The organism is Dyadobacter sp. BE31, from assembly GCF_031457695.1.
Lineage (GTDB): Bacteria > Bacteroidota > Bacteroidia > Cytophagales > Spirosomataceae > Dyadobacter.
The window spans coordinates 389,821-408,359 of record NZ_JAVDXA010000002.1 but is presented as its reverse complement, the minus strand read 5'-3'; the positions used below and the strand labels follow the sequence as shown (position 1 = coordinate 408,359).

General features: G+C 52.5%; 18 protein-coding genes. 9 read left to right on the top strand and 9 right to left on the bottom strand.

Translation table 11 applies throughout. The features are described 5' to 3' along the window. The first annotated feature begins 28 nt into the window (after nucleotides 1-28). From J2Y43_RS10585 to J2Y43_RS10570, 4 genes are read left to right on the top strand one after another with little or no spacing between them, the layout of a single operon-like run. A complete protein-coding gene (locus tag J2Y43_RS10585) occupies nucleotides 29-625 on the top strand; it encodes a sigma-70 family RNA polymerase sigma factor (RefSeq protein ID WP_309982163.1) in 597 nt (198 codons plus the stop codon). Next, entirely contained in the window at nucleotides 622-1,101 is a 480-nt protein-coding gene (locus tag J2Y43_RS10580) for a hypothetical protein (protein ID WP_309982161.1), read from the top strand. The genes J2Y43_RS10585 and J2Y43_RS10580 overlap by 4 nt, the downstream gene beginning before the upstream one ends. A 20-nt stretch (nucleotides 1,102-1,121) precedes the next feature. Next, nucleotides 1,122-1,544 (top strand): hypothetical protein, encoded by a 423-nt coding sequence (locus J2Y43_RS10575; protein ID WP_309982159.1) that lies wholly within the window; start codon nucleotides 1,122-1,124, stop codon nucleotides 1,542-1,544. Nucleotides 1,545-1,566: 22 nt separating this feature from the next. After that, entirely contained in the window at nucleotides 1,567-2,961 is a 1,395-nt protein-coding gene (locus tag J2Y43_RS10570) for a S41 family peptidase (protein WP_309982158.1), read from the top strand. On the opposite strand, the gene J2Y43_RS10565 is transcribed toward J2Y43_RS10570, so the two are convergent. Continuing rightward, nucleotides 2,928-4,280 (bottom strand): TlpA disulfide reductase family protein, encoded by a 1,353-nt coding sequence (locus J2Y43_RS10565; protein ID WP_309982157.1) that lies wholly within the window; start codon nucleotides 4,278-4,280, stop codon nucleotides 2,928-2,930. The two genes, J2Y43_RS10570 and J2Y43_RS10565, sit on opposite strands and share 34 nt — an antisense overlap. Before the next feature lie 248 nt (nucleotides 4,281-4,528). Here J2Y43_RS10565 and J2Y43_RS10560 point away from each other — a divergent pair, with 248 nt between their 5' ends. Next, entirely contained in the window at nucleotides 4,529-5,275 is a 747-nt protein-coding gene (locus J2Y43_RS10560) for a hypothetical protein (RefSeq protein WP_309982156.1), read from the top strand. Here J2Y43_RS10560 and J2Y43_RS10555 read toward each other — a convergent pair. From J2Y43_RS10555 to J2Y43_RS10545, 3 genes are read right to left on the bottom strand one after another with little or no spacing between them, the layout of a single operon-like run. Next, nucleotides 5,250-6,674 (bottom strand): TlpA disulfide reductase family protein, encoded by a 1,425-nt coding sequence (locus J2Y43_RS10555; protein ID WP_309982155.1) that lies wholly within the window; start codon nucleotides 6,672-6,674, stop codon nucleotides 5,250-5,252. The two genes, J2Y43_RS10560 and J2Y43_RS10555, sit on opposite strands and share 26 nt — an antisense overlap. Before the next feature lie 26 nt (nucleotides 6,675-6,700). Further along, nucleotides 6,701-6,928 (bottom strand): helix-turn-helix transcriptional regulator, encoded by a 228-nt coding sequence (locus J2Y43_RS10550; RefSeq protein WP_309982154.1) that lies wholly within the window; start codon nucleotides 6,926-6,928, stop codon nucleotides 6,701-6,703. Between the two features lie 11 nt (nucleotides 6,929-6,939). Continuing rightward, on the bottom strand, nucleotides 6,940-7,410 hold the full coding sequence (locus J2Y43_RS10545; protein ID WP_309982153.1) for a hypothetical protein: 471 nt from the start codon (nucleotides 7,408-7,410) through the stop codon (nucleotides 6,940-6,942). Nucleotides 7,411-7,560: 150 nt separating this feature from the next. On the opposite strand from J2Y43_RS10545, the gene J2Y43_RS10540 reads away from it, so the two are divergent. Beyond that, nucleotides 7,561-8,019 (top strand): DinB family protein, encoded by a 459-nt coding sequence (locus J2Y43_RS10540; RefSeq protein ID WP_309982152.1) that lies wholly within the window; start codon nucleotides 7,561-7,563, stop codon nucleotides 8,017-8,019. A gap of 6 nt (nucleotides 8,020-8,025) precedes the next feature. On the opposite strand, the gene J2Y43_RS10535 is transcribed toward J2Y43_RS10540, so the two are convergent. Genes J2Y43_RS10535 through J2Y43_RS10525 form a run of 3 tightly spaced genes read right to left on the bottom strand, consistent with a single transcriptional unit; the run spans nucleotide 8,026 to nucleotide 10,797 of the window. Further along, entirely contained in the window at nucleotides 8,026-9,015 is a 990-nt protein-coding gene (locus tag J2Y43_RS10535) for a hypothetical protein (protein ID WP_309982151.1), read from the bottom strand. A gap of 45 nt (nucleotides 9,016-9,060) precedes the next feature. Beyond that, complete coding sequence (locus J2Y43_RS10530; protein WP_309982150.1) at nucleotides 9,061-10,239, bottom strand: FAD-dependent monooxygenase; 1,179 nt, start codon at nucleotides 10,237-10,239, stop codon at nucleotides 9,061-9,063. Between the two features lie 30 nt (nucleotides 10,240-10,269). Continuing rightward, entirely contained in the window at nucleotides 10,270-10,797 is a 528-nt protein-coding gene (locus tag J2Y43_RS10525; RefSeq protein ID WP_309982149.1) for a transposase, read from the bottom strand. Nucleotides 10,798-10,904: 107 nt separating this feature from the next. Here J2Y43_RS10525 and J2Y43_RS10520 point away from each other — a divergent pair, with 107 nt between their 5' ends. Further along, on the top strand, nucleotides 10,905-11,603 hold the full coding sequence (locus J2Y43_RS10520; RefSeq protein WP_309982148.1) for a winged helix DNA-binding protein: 699 nt from the start codon (nucleotides 10,905-10,907) through the stop codon (nucleotides 11,601-11,603). Between the two features lie 10 nt (nucleotides 11,604-11,613). Here the strand turns inward: J2Y43_RS10520 and J2Y43_RS10515 are convergent, their stop codons facing one another. Then, nucleotides 11,614-12,480, bottom strand: coding sequence for an AraC family transcriptional regulator (locus J2Y43_RS10515; protein ID WP_309982147.1), 867 nt, complete (start codon nucleotides 12,478-12,480; stop codon nucleotides 11,614-11,616). 186 nt (nucleotides 12,481-12,666) lie between these two features. On the opposite strand from J2Y43_RS10515, the gene J2Y43_RS10510 reads away from it, so the two are divergent. Both J2Y43_RS10510 and J2Y43_RS10505 read left to right on the top strand, forming a co-directional pair. Beyond that, complete coding sequence (locus J2Y43_RS10510; protein ID WP_309982146.1) at nucleotides 12,667-13,683, top strand: zinc-binding alcohol dehydrogenase family protein; 1,017 nt, start codon at nucleotides 12,667-12,669, stop codon at nucleotides 13,681-13,683. A gap of 45 nt (nucleotides 13,684-13,728) precedes the next feature. Then, nucleotides 13,729-16,227, top strand: coding sequence for a glycoside hydrolase family 95 protein (locus tag J2Y43_RS10505; protein ID WP_309982145.1), 2,499 nt, complete (start codon nucleotides 13,729-13,731; stop codon nucleotides 16,225-16,227). 100 nt (nucleotides 16,228-16,327) lie between these two features. On the opposite strand, the gene J2Y43_RS10500 is transcribed toward J2Y43_RS10505, so the two are convergent. Beyond that, the gene (locus J2Y43_RS10500) at nucleotides 16,328-18,511 is read right to left on the bottom strand and encodes an alpha-N-acetylglucosaminidase (RefSeq protein ID WP_309982144.1); all 2,184 of its coding nucleotides are present in this window, start codon (nucleotides 18,509-18,511) and stop codon (nucleotides 16,328-16,330) included. Nucleotides 18,512-18,539: the final 28 nt, after the last annotated feature.

Genomic DNA, 18,539 nt, shown 5'->3' with positions numbered 1-18,539 from the left:
TAAGACCATGGCTGTCCAATCAGTAGCAATGGATCATAAAGAACATCATAAGCCGACCGACCGCGTACTGGTGGAACGGGTGCTCAGTGGTAACACAAGGGCATTCGGATCCATTATCAGGGACACTGAAGGGCTCGTCGCGCAGATCGTGTTCAAGATGATCCCCGACCGGGAGGAGCGGCGGGATATTGCCCAGGACATTTACCTGAAAGTCTTTCAAAAGCTGGATAGCTTCCGTTTTCAGTCGAAACTCTCCACCTGGATCGCGAGGATCGCTTACAACACCTGCATTAACCAGCTGGAAAAGAATAAGGCCTCGCCCATTGGAAACGAGCATCCCGCACCAACCAACCCGGAGGACGAATACCCGCAAGAGTATCCCGATGCGCACGACTTGGAAGAAAATCTCACGGACGCCGAATTGAACGGCCTGCTCGAATCGGAAATCGAAAAACTCCCAGCCTTGTACAAGCTGCTGATCACGCTCTACCATCGTCAGGAGCTGAGTTATGCGGAGATTGCACAGATCGTCGCCTTGCCCGAGGGCACGATTAAGAGCTACCTGTTCAGGGCACGGAAAATACTAAGGGAGCGCATACAAATGATTTACAACAAGGGCTTATGAACATAGCAGATCATTTATCAGACATCGAAATTCAGCAACATGCGCTGGATGCAGGAAACTCGGGCATGGCCGCGGCAACACATATTGCACAATGCCCGCATTGCTCGGGGCGGGTCGCATTCTATCAAAAAATGGCCCGCGGCATGTCCGTGGTACCTATGGAAGAGTTTGATTTCAACCTCACAAAGACCGTACTCGCGCAGCTTCCGGCGCGAAAGCGCAGTCATGCGCCCGAGCGGGCATTCATCGCGTGCGTGTCGCTCGTGGGCGTATTCGCAGCGATTGGTGTGTTTTGTTATCTGAATACGGGGCTGCTGAATGACCTGCTCGGGAAGAGCGACGTCATTAGCTACGGCACAGCTTGCTGCTTACTTTTTGCTTTCCTGCTGACCAACCTATGGAGCGAGAACGTCGGCAAAATTCGCCGGATCAATCTTCCGGAAAGTTTGCAACATTTCCCCGGTGCGGCGGTCTAATTCACAAACGGCTATCAAACATGAAAAAGATATTATCAGTCATTCCCCTCGCCTCCCTGCTCACCCCCGCGAGCGCGCAGGCGATCACAAATACCTACGTAGATCGCGACCAGGTGGCATTGGGCGTAACTGTATTACTGGTGGTATTAATACTGGCCTTCCTGCTGGAACTTACCCGGCGGTATTTTCAGTACCGGCTCAGAGAAAAAGTACTGGAATCGGGTGCGGGTGAAGAACTTGCAACCCTCCTGTTGCAGCCGGACCGCCAACAGAACTTGCAAACCTGCGTTAAATGGCTTGCCATTTTTGTGGGTATAGCGGTGGGTTCTACCATCATAGCGCTCACGGATCTCGTACCCTGGGCGGCGCTTGCAGTACTATCGTTTTGCCTTTCGGGTAGCTTTGCCGGCTATTATTTCTTCCTGAGAAAATCGGGTAACTAGAATTCTCTAAATCAACCTAATTATGCATTTTCCAAAAACACCCATTCGCTGGGCAGGGACCCTTATTGCCCTTACCATGCTATTCACCATCACCATCGCGTGCAGCCAGGTTGCGCCTCAAACCGATTTCGACCAGCCTTTGAACGCCTCGCTGCTCCGGGAAGATTTTCAGGCCTTTCGGAAAGCACTCGCTGAAAACCATCCGGATATGTACCGTTACCGGTCCCGCGAGTCGCTCAACCGGCTGCTCGACAGCTGCGAGGCCGCCATCGATGGCCCGATGACCCTGATTGAGTTCGGAAATCTGGTCCGGCTTGCCGTCAGCGCGCTGGAATGCGGGCATACCAGCGGCAGCTTACCCGGTGAAATCATGGAAAGATATGCCGCGTCTGTGCCGATGTTCCCGCTGAAAGTCTGGTTTTCCGGCGGCGATCATGCATTTGTGCTTTGCAGCAGGAGCGAAAATGTGCCCGCCGGAGCCGAAATTTTGTCGATAGACGGAGTATCCATGGCGCAGATCCACCGCAGACTTATGCAATACCTCCCGTCGGACGGCAAAATCCAGACCAAAAAGAATGCGACTTTGAACAACGACGCATTCCTCTTCCTTTACAACTTTATTTATGGCCCCAAAACGACCTACAACGTCAAGCTGGTCACGCCCGAAGGCCGATCACGCGACATTGTCTTAGAACCCACACGTTTTGAAAACACCGGGTGCCCTGCCTACAAAACCGGGAGCGGCGCGAGGCCGCTCGACATCACCTACCCGGGCCAATCACGGGCCCTGCTGACGATCCGCACATTCAGCAAGCAGCGAATCATGAATGCGGGCCAGGATTTTCCTGCTTTTCTGGAAACGACATTCAACGCATTGCGCCAGAAACAGGTAGAAAACCTGATCATTGATTTACGTGGAAACGGAGGCGGTGACGACGTGTACGGTGCATTGCTGTATTCGTATCTGACCGGCGAGCCATTCCGCTATTTCTCGGATTTGCGGTCGCTGTCCAAGCCAGTGATGACGCCCGACGACCACCCCGGCCTGGCCGTGCAGCAACCTTCCGGGTTACATTTTCAGGGAAATGTGTATGTGCTGACAGACGGGAGGACATTCTCCACCGCCGCAGACTTTTGCGCCATTGCCAAGAGCAATGCGAGGGCCGTTTTCATAGGAGAAGAAACCGGCGGGGGTTACGAAGGAAACAATTCGGGTGGCACAGTGAGGGTTAATCTTGCGCATTCGGGCATACAGGTCGCGGTACCTACCATCCGGTATTCGAACGCCGTGAAACCTGCCCGCGAGCCGGGTCGCGGCATTCTCCCCGAATATCCCGTTGTCCCGTCCATTTCGGATATCCTCGCAGAAAGAGATCCCCAACTTCAAAAAGCGCTTGACTTGGCTGCCGGTAAATGAGCGCCGGAACGGCGGGCGGCCAACATCTCGCTGATAACTGCCGCCGTTTCCGGCTGTGAAGGGGGCATTGCGTATGCCGACTTGATATTGCCGAGGTGGTCTATCAACAGGTAATGCGGGATTCCCGTAACGCGGTATGCGTCTGCTACGGAAGGGCTGTCCCTGTCCGCAATCACATGAACGCCCTTCATTTTTTTCTCCCGGAGAAATTCCTTCCATTTCCGGGTATCCCTGTCAAAGGACACAAACAGGAACACCATCCCGTCGTCGTTCCCAAACTGGCGGATCAGCTTTCTGGAATGGAGGAATTGCTCGATACAGGGCCCGCACCATGTCGCCCAGAAATCCACGTAAACGACCTTCCCTTTCAACTCCGACAATAGAAACCGCTTGCCATCTTCTCTAAAACCATAAATTTCCTTGGCAGGCTCTCCGCTGCTGAGCGATTTCGATTCGGCAAACTGGCGTTCCAGCGCAGGCGCGAAGGTGGAGCTCGGGAAACGCTTCCTGAACTGGTCGTACAATTCCACGACGGACGGTGTGACGGCCGTCTGACGCAGGCAGTGGTACAAGTTTTTCGCCAGAAGCAGCTCGGAAAAAGGTTCAGGAAAGCCGGCCCTGGTGATCACCTGTGCGCAGCGCAATCCGATCGTTCCGTCGTCATAATCGGCCCCGGACTCATCCAGGTGAAATTCAATCGGACGCCACAGGTTTTGCAAGAGTTCCAAATTGACCAAATAGAAATAGAAATGGCCGTCGAAAACGCCTTGCGAGGCTACGGGTGTCGTTTTGAAAAAGTCGGGGGCATAGCCGTTGGCCTCATTCCCATTCTTTCGCCAATGCTCGTAGGTGGCGTCGTCGGTAACCAGCCGGAGCGACCCATCAAACGACTTGCTGAAATTTTGCGCGCCAAAAACAAGCACTTCCTTATGCTTAGGCGTCAAGTCGTTGTCTGCTTTCACAAGTCTTTCATAACGCGTGACAGGCAAGCGGGCCTTTTCAAGAAATGCTTCGTTTTCATCTTCCTGGATCATGTCTCCACTCGTAAGGCGTTGTTCCCTCAGGGCGTCGAGGCTATCCACAATCAGCTTAAAATCAGCCAGGTATTGATAAAAATGACTATTCGCACCTTTGAAGCGAGGGGTTTTGCCCGCGTAGACGATTTCGGTTTTTTCACCGGCAAAAAAATACATTGCACGACGATCAACGCTATCAATTCCAAACGAAAGATAGCGGTCATTGGGAATATTAAATTGAAGTGTAACCTTTCCATTGGAATCGAACCGGCCCTTTGCTATTTCGATATTTTTCGGCTCCAATAAATCGGGCGATGTTATTTCAACCGTTTTTCCAATGCATTCACTGCATTCAATTTCCACGGACGTTATATCAGACCGAACCCGGCAGGCACTCATCCCCACCAACACCATCGCACTAATGGTCCAAAACAATTTCACAGGCGTGGTTTTTTATTTAATTGAATACAAATACCGGTCGTAATCTAATTCTATTTCCATAACAAAAACAAAATTTCACCGTTACATTTTAAATTTAAACCACGCTGCCTGTGTTCGTTAAATCTACGGTATTTCCTTTCCGCCATTCACAATTCATCCGGTACATTTCCGGGATCATGATGTTCTTTCTCATCGCTTGCGAAAAGTCGGAGGAGTTCGTACCCATCCCAACCTATTTCCCGATAACCGCTGGTTCTTATCGCATTTACGCAGTCGACGAAGCCATTTATTCCACCGGAAACAAAGAACCGAAAACTGTCAGCTGGTTTGAAAAAGAGGAAATAACCTATTCCAAAACGGATTCGAACGGCGTTTCAGAATGCCATATCTCGTATTCAATCCGGACAAAACCAACCGATTACTGGCAAAAAACAAAAGAATACAAAGCCTTTGTTTCCATCGACAAAGTGTTGCAGAATAAGGATAATGAATTGATTACTTCACTTGTATTCCCATACAGTCCGGCTGCTAAATGGGATGCATTTCAGCATTTCTCCATGGATGACGAGAATCCCCGGTATGGCCATTTGTCTTATTATGAAAATCTGGATCAACCGGCGCAAATCGATTCCCTTTATTTTCCAACTACTTTAAAAGTCACCGAACGTTTGGACACAACCGGGGTATTGCTATATCGTTTGGGATATAAGTATTACGCCGACGGCGTGGGTTTGGTCATGGATGTACAAACCGATTACGACTACCTTCAAAACAATGGGGAACTTGTCGATTACCGGGTAATCGACAAGGGTGTTCGCAGGATTCGGAAGATCATCGGCTATGGTATGGGAAAGTAGCGGCGATGGCTTCTTCGATCTGCTTTCTGAGCATGTCCGGATTGTTTGCGGCCTGAATTGCATGAATGCGGCCGGTGGGATCAATAATATAGGTTGTCGGATACACCGTCACATGATACGATTGGATGATCGGGTGCTCGCGCAGCTTGTTTTCCGTAAAGGCATGGTACCCCTTCACCCCGAATTTCGAGATTGCTCTCTTCCAGGTCATTTCATTGTCCACCGACACGGTTAAAAATACCACCCGCTCGTCATGCTCAAAGTGTTTCTTGACCGGCGCGATGGATTTAAAAAGTGCGTGGCACGGCCCGCAGCTGGCAAACCAGAAATCGAGGTACACAGTCTTACCACGGAACGAAGCAAGGTTGATTTTTTCTCCCGACAGATTTTGCACCGAAAACTCCGGTGCCTTATCCCCCGACCTGAGCAGGCTCCTGGCGGCCAATAAATCCAGAATATGCTGTTTCCACCGACTATCGGCAAGTAGTTCGGCAGCGCGCAGCACTACGCGCTCATTCAATTCACCCGGAGCCGTGGTGATATCCCATTTGAGCGTCATGAACAGGACAGGCGTACGCAACTTCCGAGGCAGCATTTCGACCAGTAGCTGGTACTTCCGATCCTCGAAATTATCGGTAATGGGCTGAATGTTATCTTCCAAATACATGGAAGCGAGGCTCTTGACGGCATCGACGTAGAACCTCGAATCATAAAATGCCTCGTCGTAATCCAGTAGCTTCTTCATTTGCGCTATGGACGCTTCACTCAGTTTTTCCCGATGGTTGGCCATAATGTTACTGTAAGAATCCCCGAAAACGGCTACCAGGCCACTTTGCTTTGCTTGCTGCTGAGTAGCCGCCAACGCTCCAAGTAACTGCTTATGGCTTTCAGCGCTCATCGATTTAGCCGCGAGGTCGATTCGCTGTTGAACATCGTCCTTCAAACTGTCAATTGCAGCAAACATATCATCCACGGGGTACCTACGTCCCTTCGCGGCGGCGGCAATAGTGCGTGCCATCCGCTTGAAATCCATCATCGAATGCACGATCACGAATTTCTCCCTGCCTTTTCCGGTGTAGGAAATGCTGTTTGCGAAATCCAGCCGGTCGTAAGCGATAACAATACTGTCGCCGGGCTCGACAAACCCTCCAAAATAGTTGGTACCATCGCTGAAACTGAGAAATGTAGATTCTGTTATATCAAACTGATAACCGAAATCCCCGCCCTTCATGGGGATGACCACCCCAACCGGATTGCTGCCGAGGTTGTTTGAAACAACCGTACATTGAAGGTTTTCTTCCGCGGCATTGCGGGCGTGCCCTCGTAGCTGCACACGCCCGGCGGAAGCCAGGTGCACAGAAAAAAGCACAGCGAGACACCATACAAACAATATTTTCATGGCTAATAAATAATTGATAAGCACGCTTAAATCTCCACTCCCACTGGATTTGACTCTTCCGACAGGATAAATATTTCTTCGACAGGCTTGCCGAAAACCCGCGCCAATTTGATTGCCAGCACCGCGGAGGGAATGAATTTGCCTGTTTCGATCGCATTGATCGCCTGACGCGACACATCCACGCGCCCGGCCAGCTCGGCCTGCGTCATACGCCTAACGGCACGCTCTACACGCAAGGTATTTTCCAGTTTCATGTCCCGGGCGCTCAATCCTGGTCCGCATTGAAGTAGATACCCGCGTAATAACGGAGCGCGTAGGCCACCAGAAAAGTGCCACTGGCCATCCCCAGAATGCCCTGAAATGTATTTTCCATTTGATAGCCGGGTGTAAAATAGAAATACGCAAAGGCGATCAGTCCCACCAGAAACTGCGCGATTACCGCAAACTGAATGGCTTCCAGCCGGATCCTGTAAAAATATTCGTCCGGCTCCTTTGCCAGAAACACCATGCCGGCCCCAATCGTAAGCATGCACGCCGACACAATTCCGAACGCCGCATTGACGTCCCAAAAATTGGCAGGATAAGGATAGGCGCCGTCGGGCAGCGTGTAGGCTGGCAAAATAATCCGGTAAACGTTGATCAGCCCTTCCCAGGACGCAACCCATAAGCCCAAAAACCCGGTAATGGCCAGGAAAACCCCGGCTGCCCGATACCTCGCTGAACGTGATAGTGCCATATTATAAAAGTTTAGTCGACTGCAATGTAATATACAGTTTACTAAAAGTAAAGTATACTTTACAAAAATATACACAACACCCTCAAAAATTGTCGCAACGAGGGAAGTACAGTATCTTACGGCGTTTCCTTTCTTCAACAACCAGCAGCAATGAAAGCGTTCTTCACTCGTTTCTTCACCTTCAACAACTGGGCAAACAAGGTTATTGCCGACTTCATTTCAGCCAACGACATACAGGACGAGCAGGTATTGCGAATTGCCTCTCATCTCGCACACGCGCAACGAAACTGGTATTTCAGGGTGATAGGGCAGCAGAACGACGTTCCGCTTTGGACACCGCTGCAACCTCCGGCCATCGCCGCACAGCTCGCGGAGAACGGGGCGCTCTGGCTCTCGCACCTGAGCGAATTGCAGGACGACGACTTTCATACCAAACTGGCTTACAAAAACATGGCCGGGGATCCGTACCTCGACAACCTCGCGGATGTGCTCACGCATATCGTGAACCACTCCACCTATCACCGGGGGCAGATCATCAATCTCATACGCGGGCTGGGTATGACGCCCCCCGGAACAGATTTCATCCTTTTTGCAAGGCAAATTCCCTGATATCACTTATAAAGATTGAATGTAGGCCCTGATCAACGCCACCCCGGCCGAATCGGGCACGGTTGTGCCTAGCTGCGGCATGCGGATGTTGGGGTTTGTCGCCTGAATCCGGTGCAGGATGTGGTCTTTCCGTGCCCCGATCCGCGTGGCTGAAAATGGAACTTCGTAGCCCAAAAACAACCGGGTACTTTCCGCGAAACCTGTGGACGAGTGGCAATGCGCGCAGTTGACGTCCAGGTATGCACGCGCCCGCTGATCCAGGGCGATGGAAGAATCTTGCCAGTCGGGCAGCGGCGCGAGCAGATCGTCGGGTTGTAAAGTCAGCAGACCTGCCCGCTGGAAATGCAGCAGCTGGCTTTCGTGATTGGGATGATCCATCAGGGATATATTCATGTTCCGTGATTTCGGGCCAATGGGTGTAATGGAGCGGCCCGAACGATGGCAGGAAGAACATTCTTCATTGGATGGAATGTGGTAACGCAGCGTTTGGCGAAGCCCTCGTTCATTCACCCAATTCACCGTTTCGTCCGTCCCGTTTTCCAGCAGAAATGCATCGGTTTGGGCTGCATTCCATTTATAGGTCCCCACATTCCATTGCCCTTTGACTTTTATCAGAATCCGGGTTTCGATCAGTTGTTTGCCGGCAGCGGGCTTTCGCTTGTCAGGATAATAAAAGAATGTCTTAACGAGGATCGAACTATCCGGAAAAACGGCATTGCCGGATGAATCAAAGGAAAATCGCGCCCCTCGCGGCAAATGGAGCAACCGCTGTTTTTCGGCATAATCGGTAAAAAGCTGGGTAGCCAGGTAATACTTGTGAAAACCGGCGGCGGGCCGTTCGATCGACCCGTCCGGAAATATCCCATAATCGGATAATTTGGGCGATAACGTGGCAGTGTTGGCAATGGGCGCCATATTACCGACGTCACACGAGCCGATTCCCCCGGCCACACCGCACAGCAAAATAATCGCGCTGTTGATCAAGTAGGTTTTCATGGCTTTTTCAGGGTTGGAACGAAATTTTTCAGGGTTGGAACGAAATTAAATCAGCTTCTTATGCCAGTCGACCCGGTAGCCGTATACCCAATCCATTTTCCGCGCTTCCAACTTTACGAAAAATGGAAGCAGCAAATCGCGGAAAAATTGCTGAAAACGGTTGGGAACAGTCTTAGTATCGCCCACTTTGCGTGCCTGCCGGATGATTGCCTGCACCCGCGCCTGGCGTAGCGACTGGAACCGGGCAAATGCTGCCTGCAAATCGGCACAGTCACGGATGCACTGGGCCAGTACCAGCGTATCTTCCAGCGCCAGCGATGCACCCTGCCCGATATGCGGAGCTGTGGCATGCGCCGCGTCGCCGATCAGGCATACGCCGCCCTGATGCCACTGGTCCAGAAACGGTATATCGTAAATCGGGTAAATCTCGATAGAATGGGCCCGCTCGATAATCGGCACGATCGGTTCAGGGTCATTCCTGTGCAGCGCCACCAACCGCTTCTTCAAATCCGCGAGTTCCGACTGATTCAGCTCATGCCGCTGAGGCGCCGTTTTCTGAGCGATGTTGTTGAACCACCAGACTTCTCCATGCGTGGAAACCGCGTATCCGAAGAATCCCCGCTCCCCGAACGTCATGCGAATGGAGTCGGCCGGAACTGCAAAATCGGGCCGGGTAAATCCGCCCGTCGACAGCAGGCCTGTGTATTGGGGTTCGGGCGCATTGGGAAAAACCGCCCGGCGTACGGCAGAATGAATGCCGTCACAGCCGATCAGCAAATCGCCCTCCGCGGTGGAGCCATCCGCAAAAGAGACCGTCACGGTACCCTCGCGCTGCCCGATGGCGACGAGCCGTTTACCAAATTCGATCGCTATGCCGGCGCGCTCAGCCGCCCGTCGCAAGGAGCCGTTGAGCAAGCCCCGCTTCACCTGGATCGTCTCGCTGCCATAGCGCGACGCCTGCTCCGCATTGTCGATAACCCCGATTGCCTTGTTACGCGCATTAAAAAAACGGATCTTGCCGGGTGTAGAATCGGCCATTACTTCTTCGAGTGCGACATATTCCCTCAAAATATTCAACCCATTTGGAGAAATACCCAGAAATGCGCCCTGGGTATCGTCCGCCGCTTCCCGGGCCTCATAAATAACGGCCTGCACGCCTATCTTTTGCAGCGCGAGCGCCATAGCGGGGCCGGCGATCCCGCAACCAATAATAATTGCTTTCATAATATCGATATGTTTAGCTGCCGCACACGGCTAAGCTTGGGGAACCGCATTACCGGCAGACTTCACCGTACGGTTAAGTGGAATGAGTACGAGTGAAAGAACCATAAATGCCGCTACACGAACCAGGTTCATCTGCCGCCAGTGCGCAGCCTTTTGCACGAGCATCTGATCGACGGTATCCGCGGCAGGTATTTGCTGAAAGAAGATGATCACCGGCGCGAAATACAGCAGCGTCCACGCCCGCACGACGATATGCGCCACGAAAACAACGAGCAGCACCTTTCGCCGGGCCGGTATTTTCCAATTCAAAATAAGGGCTGCCAGAAATGTCACTTCATGCAGCGAGTGAGCGACGATCCAGAAGGCCTTAAAATCCAATCCATAAGGCCCGTGAAATAAATGCAGGGACGCTGGCGGGGCGGTCGTCCAGACCGGCACCAGCACGGCCGTTTCAAATAACTGGGCCCCGTTGAGTAGCAGATAAGCTACTGTGGTGATTAACAGCGACATGTTAGCCGCCTCGCGATCTACGGGCGAGCTTTCAAGTGAAATTTCCATTTAAAATATATCGGTTCGGTTGTTATGTTGACAAAATTACATCGGATTAGATATATAAACAACGAAACCGACTATTTTATTTACATTTACAGCAAAAACGATCCATTATGAAGCCAGTTGTCGAATTGATCAGTGAATGGGATAGCTACCAGGAAACGCATCCGGACGCTACCGTGGCCGGTTTCTGCCGGCATTATCTGGCGATGGTGGAAACAAAAGGGTCGGGCGAAGGCCTTTTTTCCGGCATCGAGCCGCCGGACATGACATCCACCGTAGCCAAGCTGATCGGCCGGCTGGGCGCCATGCTGACCACGTATTCCAAACTCGCATTGAAAGAGGACGAGGAAGTGGAGCTGGACTGGTTCTATTGCCTGAATGCCATTTTCCATCAGGGAGAGGCCCGCAAAATTGACATTATCACCTATAATTTTCTCGAACAGACCACCGGCATCGATATGCTCAACCGGCTGAGAAAAGCCGGCTACATTTCCGAACGAGCCGATCCATCCGACAAACGCGCGAAGCTCGTGCAGCTCACCGCCGAGGGGAAACAACTGTTGTTCAGGCTTTATGAGCGGCTGTACCTGCCGGCCTATCTGCTGTTTGGCGGGATGTCCAAAGTGGATTCCCATCTGATGGTGAACCTGCTGGGGCCTATTGAGCAGAAGCACGGGAAGATATTGGAAGATAACCGCGCCAAAGGCTTCGCCGATTTGGTGGCTGAAACATTAGGTCCGGAAAAGCTCGAAGAGATAAATAGTTATCAGCAAAACCAGATTACCCAATTCGCTGCGGGCAAGCAGTAGCGGCGCACCATCAGTTTGCGACGGTAATCCGGTAATGATGGGGGCTTTGGCCGGTAATCTCCTTGAACCGCCTGTGAAAACAGCTGAAATTCGCAAAGCCGCTTTCGTAACAGACCTCTTTCAGGTTGATATTGTCGTCCATAAGCAGTTTGCAGGCATTTCCAACCCGGATTTCCGTCAGGAATTGGAGGTAGGTCTTGCCGGTCCGGGATTTGAAATAGCGGCAAAACGAATTGGGTACCAAGCCGGCTATCCCGGCGACGTGTTCGAGATAGATCTTCTTGTGGAAATTATTGAGGGTGTACTCGTAAATATCGTTGATCCGGTCGTTCTCCGAATCCAGCAGAACGCTCTGGTAGCCGATTGAGGATAGCATTACCGCTTCGTCGGACCGGTAAATGGTATACAGGATCTTCATCAGCGTCATGATCCGGTCGGGGCCCTCGGCGTGATCCAGACAGGCGATCTGCTGCCGGACCTCGTCCTTCAACCGGCCGGTCAGGAGCAGTCCCCTGCCCGCTTTCTCCAAAACCAGCCTGACCGGCTTGTTCTCGCTCAGGTCGAGAAATTTTTCTCCCCAGAAATCCGGCATAAAGTGGATGACCGTCGAAACGACATTACCCGAGACGTCCTCCACTTCCGAAGGCGCGTCAAATCGCCAGTAATGCGGCAGAAGGCTTCCTACCAGCACAATATCTCCCGCGAGAAACCTTTTGATATTGTCCCCCACAAACTGCGTCCCCGAACCCCTGTGAAAATGGATCAGCTCTACCTCCGGGTGGTAATGCCAGCGGTTGTTGATGTTCGTCATTTTATCCTGACGGACACTGAACGAATGTGCCTGCGCATTGGGGACGCGAAGAAGCTGCGGTTTCATACAAATATCTATACACCAAAAATACGTCGTTTAGTGATCAAGATGTTAATATCTCTTATAATTCAGTTAATGTTTTGCGCAATCTTCCTATCAAAATACAATTCCTTTGTATTGTTATAAAACCACAGACCCAACAAGGCAACTGTAATATTATCAGCGCATTTCCGGCTGTAACCGGCTATCATCATGAAGACATTAGTTTGCGAAACTCCCGGGAATTTCCGGTACCACGATTCCGACATTCCTGCTCTCACGGAAAACCACACGATCTTAAAAATCAGAACCATCGGCATTTGCGGCACTGATTTACATGCATTCGAAGGAACGCAGCCGTTTTTCAGCTACCCGAGGATACTCGGCCATGAGCTCGCAGGTGAAATCGTGGCCACACATGGAGCGCCGGGCTTTTCCGTAGGCGAAGCCGTTACTTTCCTGCCCTATTTCAACTGCGGGCATTGCATCGCGTGCCGGAACGGGAAAACCAATTGCTGCACCAGCATGAAGGTGTTCGGGGTGCATATAGACGGCGGAATGTCCGAATTCATTTCCGTCCCTTCCGACAAACTCGTTCATGCCGAAGGGCTTACATTCGAGGAACTGGCATTGGTTGAGCCGCTCGCCATAGGCGCACATGCTATCCGTCGGGCCGAAGTTACAGCCAACGATACGGTGCTGGTAGTGGGGGCAGGTCCCATCGGCCTGGGAGTCATGGAGTTTGCCCGGATCGCGGGTGCGAAGGTTATCGGCCTGGATATCCACGCCGGCCGGCTGCGATTCTGCGAGGAAAAAATCCAGCTCCAACACGGCATCAATGGTTTGACGCAGGACGTGGCCCGGGAACTGGTCAGACTCACCGACGGCGATATGCCCACTATAGTCGTCGACGCCACCGGCAGCCTGAAAGCCATTAACAAGGGGTTCGAGTACCTGTCGCATGGCGGTAAATATGTACTTGTGGGCCTGCAAGGAGGAGAGATTGCATTCAGCCACCCCGAGTTTCATAAGCGGGAAGCCACGCTGATGAGCAGTAGGAATGCCACACGCGCCGATTTCGAATACGTGATCAGCTGCATTAAAGACGGCCTGATAACCCCGTCGAACTACATTACCCACCGCGTCCGGTTCAGCGAGGTCGAGTCGGACTTCAACAGCTGGCTCGATCCTGCCACGAACGTGATCAAAGCCATGGCGTTCCTGGATTGAGCACGCATCCCTAATCAGAAAACTATCTATCTTATCCGAACCTCTATGAATTTTTTACCCAGGAAGTTAATTGTGGCCTCAGTGTTGGGGCTATGGTGTTTCAGCTCGCACGCGCAAGAGTCTGCCGGGTTGAAACTTTGGTATAAAAAGCCGGCCGCCAGGTGGGTGGAGGCGCTGCCGGTCGGGAACGGGCATATTGGCGCGATGATCTTCGGAGGCGTCGAACAGGAGCTGCTGCAACTCAACGAAAGCTCACTTTGGTCGGGCGGGCCTGTCAAAACGAATGTGAACCCGGCGTCGGCGTCCTATCTTCCGCAAGTGAGGGAAGCGCTTTTGAAAGAGCAAGACTATGAGAAAGCGAATGCATTGCTGAAAAAGATGCAGGGGCTTTACACCGAGTCGTACATGCCGATGGGTGACTTGCAGATCAGGCAGGACTTTAAAGACAAAAAGCCAACCAGCTACTACCGCGACCTGGATATTGCCAATTCCGTAGCCAGCACGAGTTTCACCGTCGATGGGGTGAGCTACAAACGGGAGATTTTCACATCGGCGCCCGACAATATTTTGGTCATGAGACTATCGGCTTCGAAACCGAAACAGCTCAATTTCACGGTTTCGGCCAACAGCCGGCTGCATTACCAGCTCGAAACCGCCGGGAAGGAGCTCGTGGTAAATGGCAAAGCTCCCTCGCACGTTAATCCGAACTATTACAATCCACCGGGACAGCAGCCGATCATTTACGACGACCCCAATGGCTGCAATGGCACGCGGTTTCAGTTCAGGATCAAAGCGGTGAGCAAGGATGGGATCATTTCGACGGATACCTCGGGGATTTCGGTCAAAGACGCTAGCGAAGTGTTTGTGTACCTGTCGGCAGCCACCAGCTTCAACGGCTTTGACAAATGTCCCGACAAAGACGGCAAAGATGAGAAAGCACTGGCCAAAGGTTACCTGGATAAGGCATTAGCCAGGACCTACGCCGACCTTAAAAAACGCCACGAATTTGATTATCATACCTATTTCAACCGCGTTAAGTTCGAGCTGGCAGATAGCTCACCTGCCAACCCCAATCTGAAACTGGCATCGGATGAGCGCCTGATGGCCTATTCAAAAGGAGACTATGATCCGAAACTGGAAGTGCTTTACTACCAATACGGAAGGTATTTGCTGATTTCGTCCTCGCGCCCCGCGCTACCGGGCGTACCCGCGGGCCCGCCTGCGAACCTGCAAGGCATATGGAACAAAGAAATGCGGCCGCCTTGGAGCTCCAACTACACGATCAATATCAACACGCAGATGAACTACTGGCCGGCAGAGGTGACGAACCTTTCGGAAATGCATATGCCGCTGCTCACGTGGATCAAGGATCTTTCTCAAACCGGGAAGGTCACTGCAAAGGAATTTTACGGTGCGCGAGGCTGGGTGGCACACCATAATGCGGACATTTGGGGGTTATCCAACCCGGTTGGTAATGTAGGGGACGGTGATCCCGTGTGGGCCAACTGGTATATGGGCGCCAACTGGCTGTGCCAGCACCTGTGGGAGCACTACCGGTTTTCGGGCGACAAGGCATTTCTGCGCGACAAAGGCTATCCGCTCATGAAGGAAGCGGCCCTGTTTACGCTCGACTGGCTCGTGGAAGACCAGGACGGTTACCTGGTAACGGCCCCTTCCACCTCCCCGGAGAACAAGTTCAAAGACCCCAAAGGCGGGGAAGCGGCCGTTTCGGTAGCGACCACCATGGACATTTCCATTGTGTACGACCTGTTTTCCAACCTCATCGAGGCCGCGGATGTGCTCGGCAATGATGCGGAATTTAAAAAGCTGCTGATTGAAAAAAGGGCTAAACTTTACCCATTGAAAATCGACAAGCGCGGCAGGTTGCAGGAGTGGTACAAAGATTTTAAAGAAACCGACAGTTTGCACCGCCACGTATCCCACCTGTTTGGACTGCACCCGGGACGTCAGATTTCCCAAAACACGCCGGAGTACTTCCAGGCAGCCAGGAAAACGCTCGAAGTGCGCGGCGACCATGGTACCGGGTGGAGCAAGGGTTGGAAAATCAATTTCTGGGCACGGCTCCTCGACGGCGACCATGCCTACAAGCTCATTCGCCAGTTGATGAAATACACCAACGAAGGCAATAGCGAATACAAAGGCGGCGGTACCTACCCCAACTTTTTCGACGCCCACCCGCCCTTCCAGATCGACGGGAACTTTGCCGGAACTGCGGGGATGTCGGAAATGCTGATCCAGAGCCATTTGAAAGAAATACACCTGTTACCCGCCCTCCCATCCGACTGGAAGGAAGGCAGCATCAAAGGCCTCCGCGCCCGCTCCGGATTTGAAGTGGATATCAACTGGAAAAACGGAAAACTGACCAGCTCTGTCATCAAATCACTGGACGGGCAAATGTGTACGCTCAAAACCAATGCACCCGTGAAAGTTGCCGGTGCAACCACCCGGAAAACCGACGCCGGATATATTACCGAGTTTAAAACCGCAAAAGGAAAAACTTATCAGGTTCTGGCCGTCAACTGATTGCGTTCAGGTCTGTACCTGAAATCAATATAAAGTCTGTTCAATAAAATAGCCCGGTTGCGATCAGCAACCGGGCTATTTTGTATTGGTAGTGAACTAGTTAATGCCGTACGTCCGTACGATAGGCGTCGCGGATCTGTCGCTGGTACTTTGCATGCAGCATCGCGGCCACTTCGGCGCTGCTACCCTTCGGCTCGACCGGGTAATCCTTCCGCATATTCACCCATTGCCACTCCCATTGGCGGATTGATTTTTCGAAAGCCTGCCAGTCAGGCGCGGTACCGGATTTCAGAGAACTCCCCAGCATACCAAAAAACTGCTCCCACCGCACCTTGTAAAAGTCGTTGAGCAATCCGCTCCACTGGCGGTTGGCGTATTCATGCAACGGACTATCCGCATCGCCCCAAAGCGTGATCAGGTCGCGGGCATTTTGTTCGTAGAGCGCTTTTTCGGCCGGGGTGGCTCCCCATTGCCTGGCCGAAGCGATCCAGGGCCCGAGTAAAAAATCCTTGCGGGTCGCCAGCAGCAGGTCCATGTCGGTGATCAGTTCAAGAAAAGCGCGGCTGTTTTTTTCGAAAGTCGCCCTATCCCTTTTGTGAAACGCCTCTACCCATCGCTTCTGAACGACCAATGCATAGTTGGCCAGCACCTGCCGCGAAATGTCGGTCAGGTCGTACAGGTAACCTTCGGTATGCGGTCCTTTCGCTGCCGACTCTACAAACAAGTCCCAGGCCGGAAGCAGGTCGGCCGGCGGGTAGTTCAGTTTAGTCCGGGTCCAAATGGTAGTGGAGTCCAGTGTAGGCCTGCCCGTGATGATCGATTCGGCCCCGTCGCGTATTTCCAGGCCGTTGTAGGCAGTCCGCCGGAGGATTTGCCAGGCCTTCACCAGCCGCTGGTCGTCGCTTCCGTAGCGGTTTCGCGCGTATCGGGGGAGCCACTCATCGAGGTCAATGGGCGTTGTCCGCCAGGTGTGGTCCATCATCAGTTCGTAAATCACCGGGTTCTGCTCGATGGCCTCCATCGTCAACCCAATCCCTTCCATCCGTTTTTTGGCGGGGTTGTTCCAGGCGGCTGCCGGCCCCGTGGCCACACCATCCATTCGTCCGAAGAGGTTCACGTTCCCGCCGAAGTTATTGAGCATATTCCATATCCATGGTTTGCCATAAAAAGCGTCCGTCCGCTTCCAAACCGGCTCTATCTCGGCGGCCAGGTCCAGCAACAGCATCCGGTCGTCGGGCACCGCATTGAGCAATGCTTCAATCTGCGGCGCTTTCCAGAACTTACGGTCGCTGTAAAAAAGCCAGCCCTGCATCACCCACACCGCGTCGGGGTCGGCCTGGCGCATGCCTTCGTAAATGCGCTCGCTCAGCTTGGAAAGGTAGGCGGGATCGTCCGTTGGCGGCTCATTCTCGTTGAATGTATCAGCCGAATACAAGTGGTCGGTGCCATAAAGTTCTTTTTGTTTATCCAAAAAACGCTTCCCTATCTCCGCAAAAAGCGGGTCTTGCGAATCGAGAATGTAGGTATCCCCGAAACCGTTGGTCCAGTTGGTCGCTTTCAGCTGTGCATTGGGGTATTTCTTGCGGAATGCCGCCGGAACGTGCCCCGTAAATGCTGGCAGTACGGGTTTCATGCCCAGCTCCCGCTCGCGCCGGACGATCTGCTGTTGCAGGGCTTTGTGGCTCTCCATCCAGCTGCGCGGCAACGGTCCGCCCCAGCCATCGAGATTCCCCATCCAGAACCAGCCGAAATAGGCCGGCCCGCTGAAAAAATCTTTCAGGTCGTCCTCGCTGAACCCCATCTCCTGATACACCTGCAACCATACATATTCTTCCCCGGTAATGGCGAGCGGCATATTGATGCCGTGCAAGGCCATCCAGTCGATCTCCTTCTGCCACCGGTCCCAGTTCCACCAGCTCATGGTGTAGTTGAATGTACAGTAATTGAGGTTGTAACGGTATTGGTACACGGTCTCTTTCCGCACTTTGGCCGGCACGACGGGCAATTGGGCAGGCAGTGCCAGGTTTGTGCCGTTCCAGGTAATCTGGCAATGCGCATATTCAGTCAGGTAGTGGTATAAGGCAGAGGCTATCGCTACGCCGCTGGAACCACGAAGGACGATTTTACCCGCTTTACTTTCGATTTCAAATTCATCCTTGCCCGACCCCGAATGCAGTTCCTCTACCTGAAAATGCGAAGCGTGCGTTGGAACCACTCGCTGTATCAGGGAACTTGCCGGATTGACAACCGCCTGGGCGATGGAAGTCTTCGCGAGGACACTCATCAAAAAGATAAGACAAAACCGGTTGACC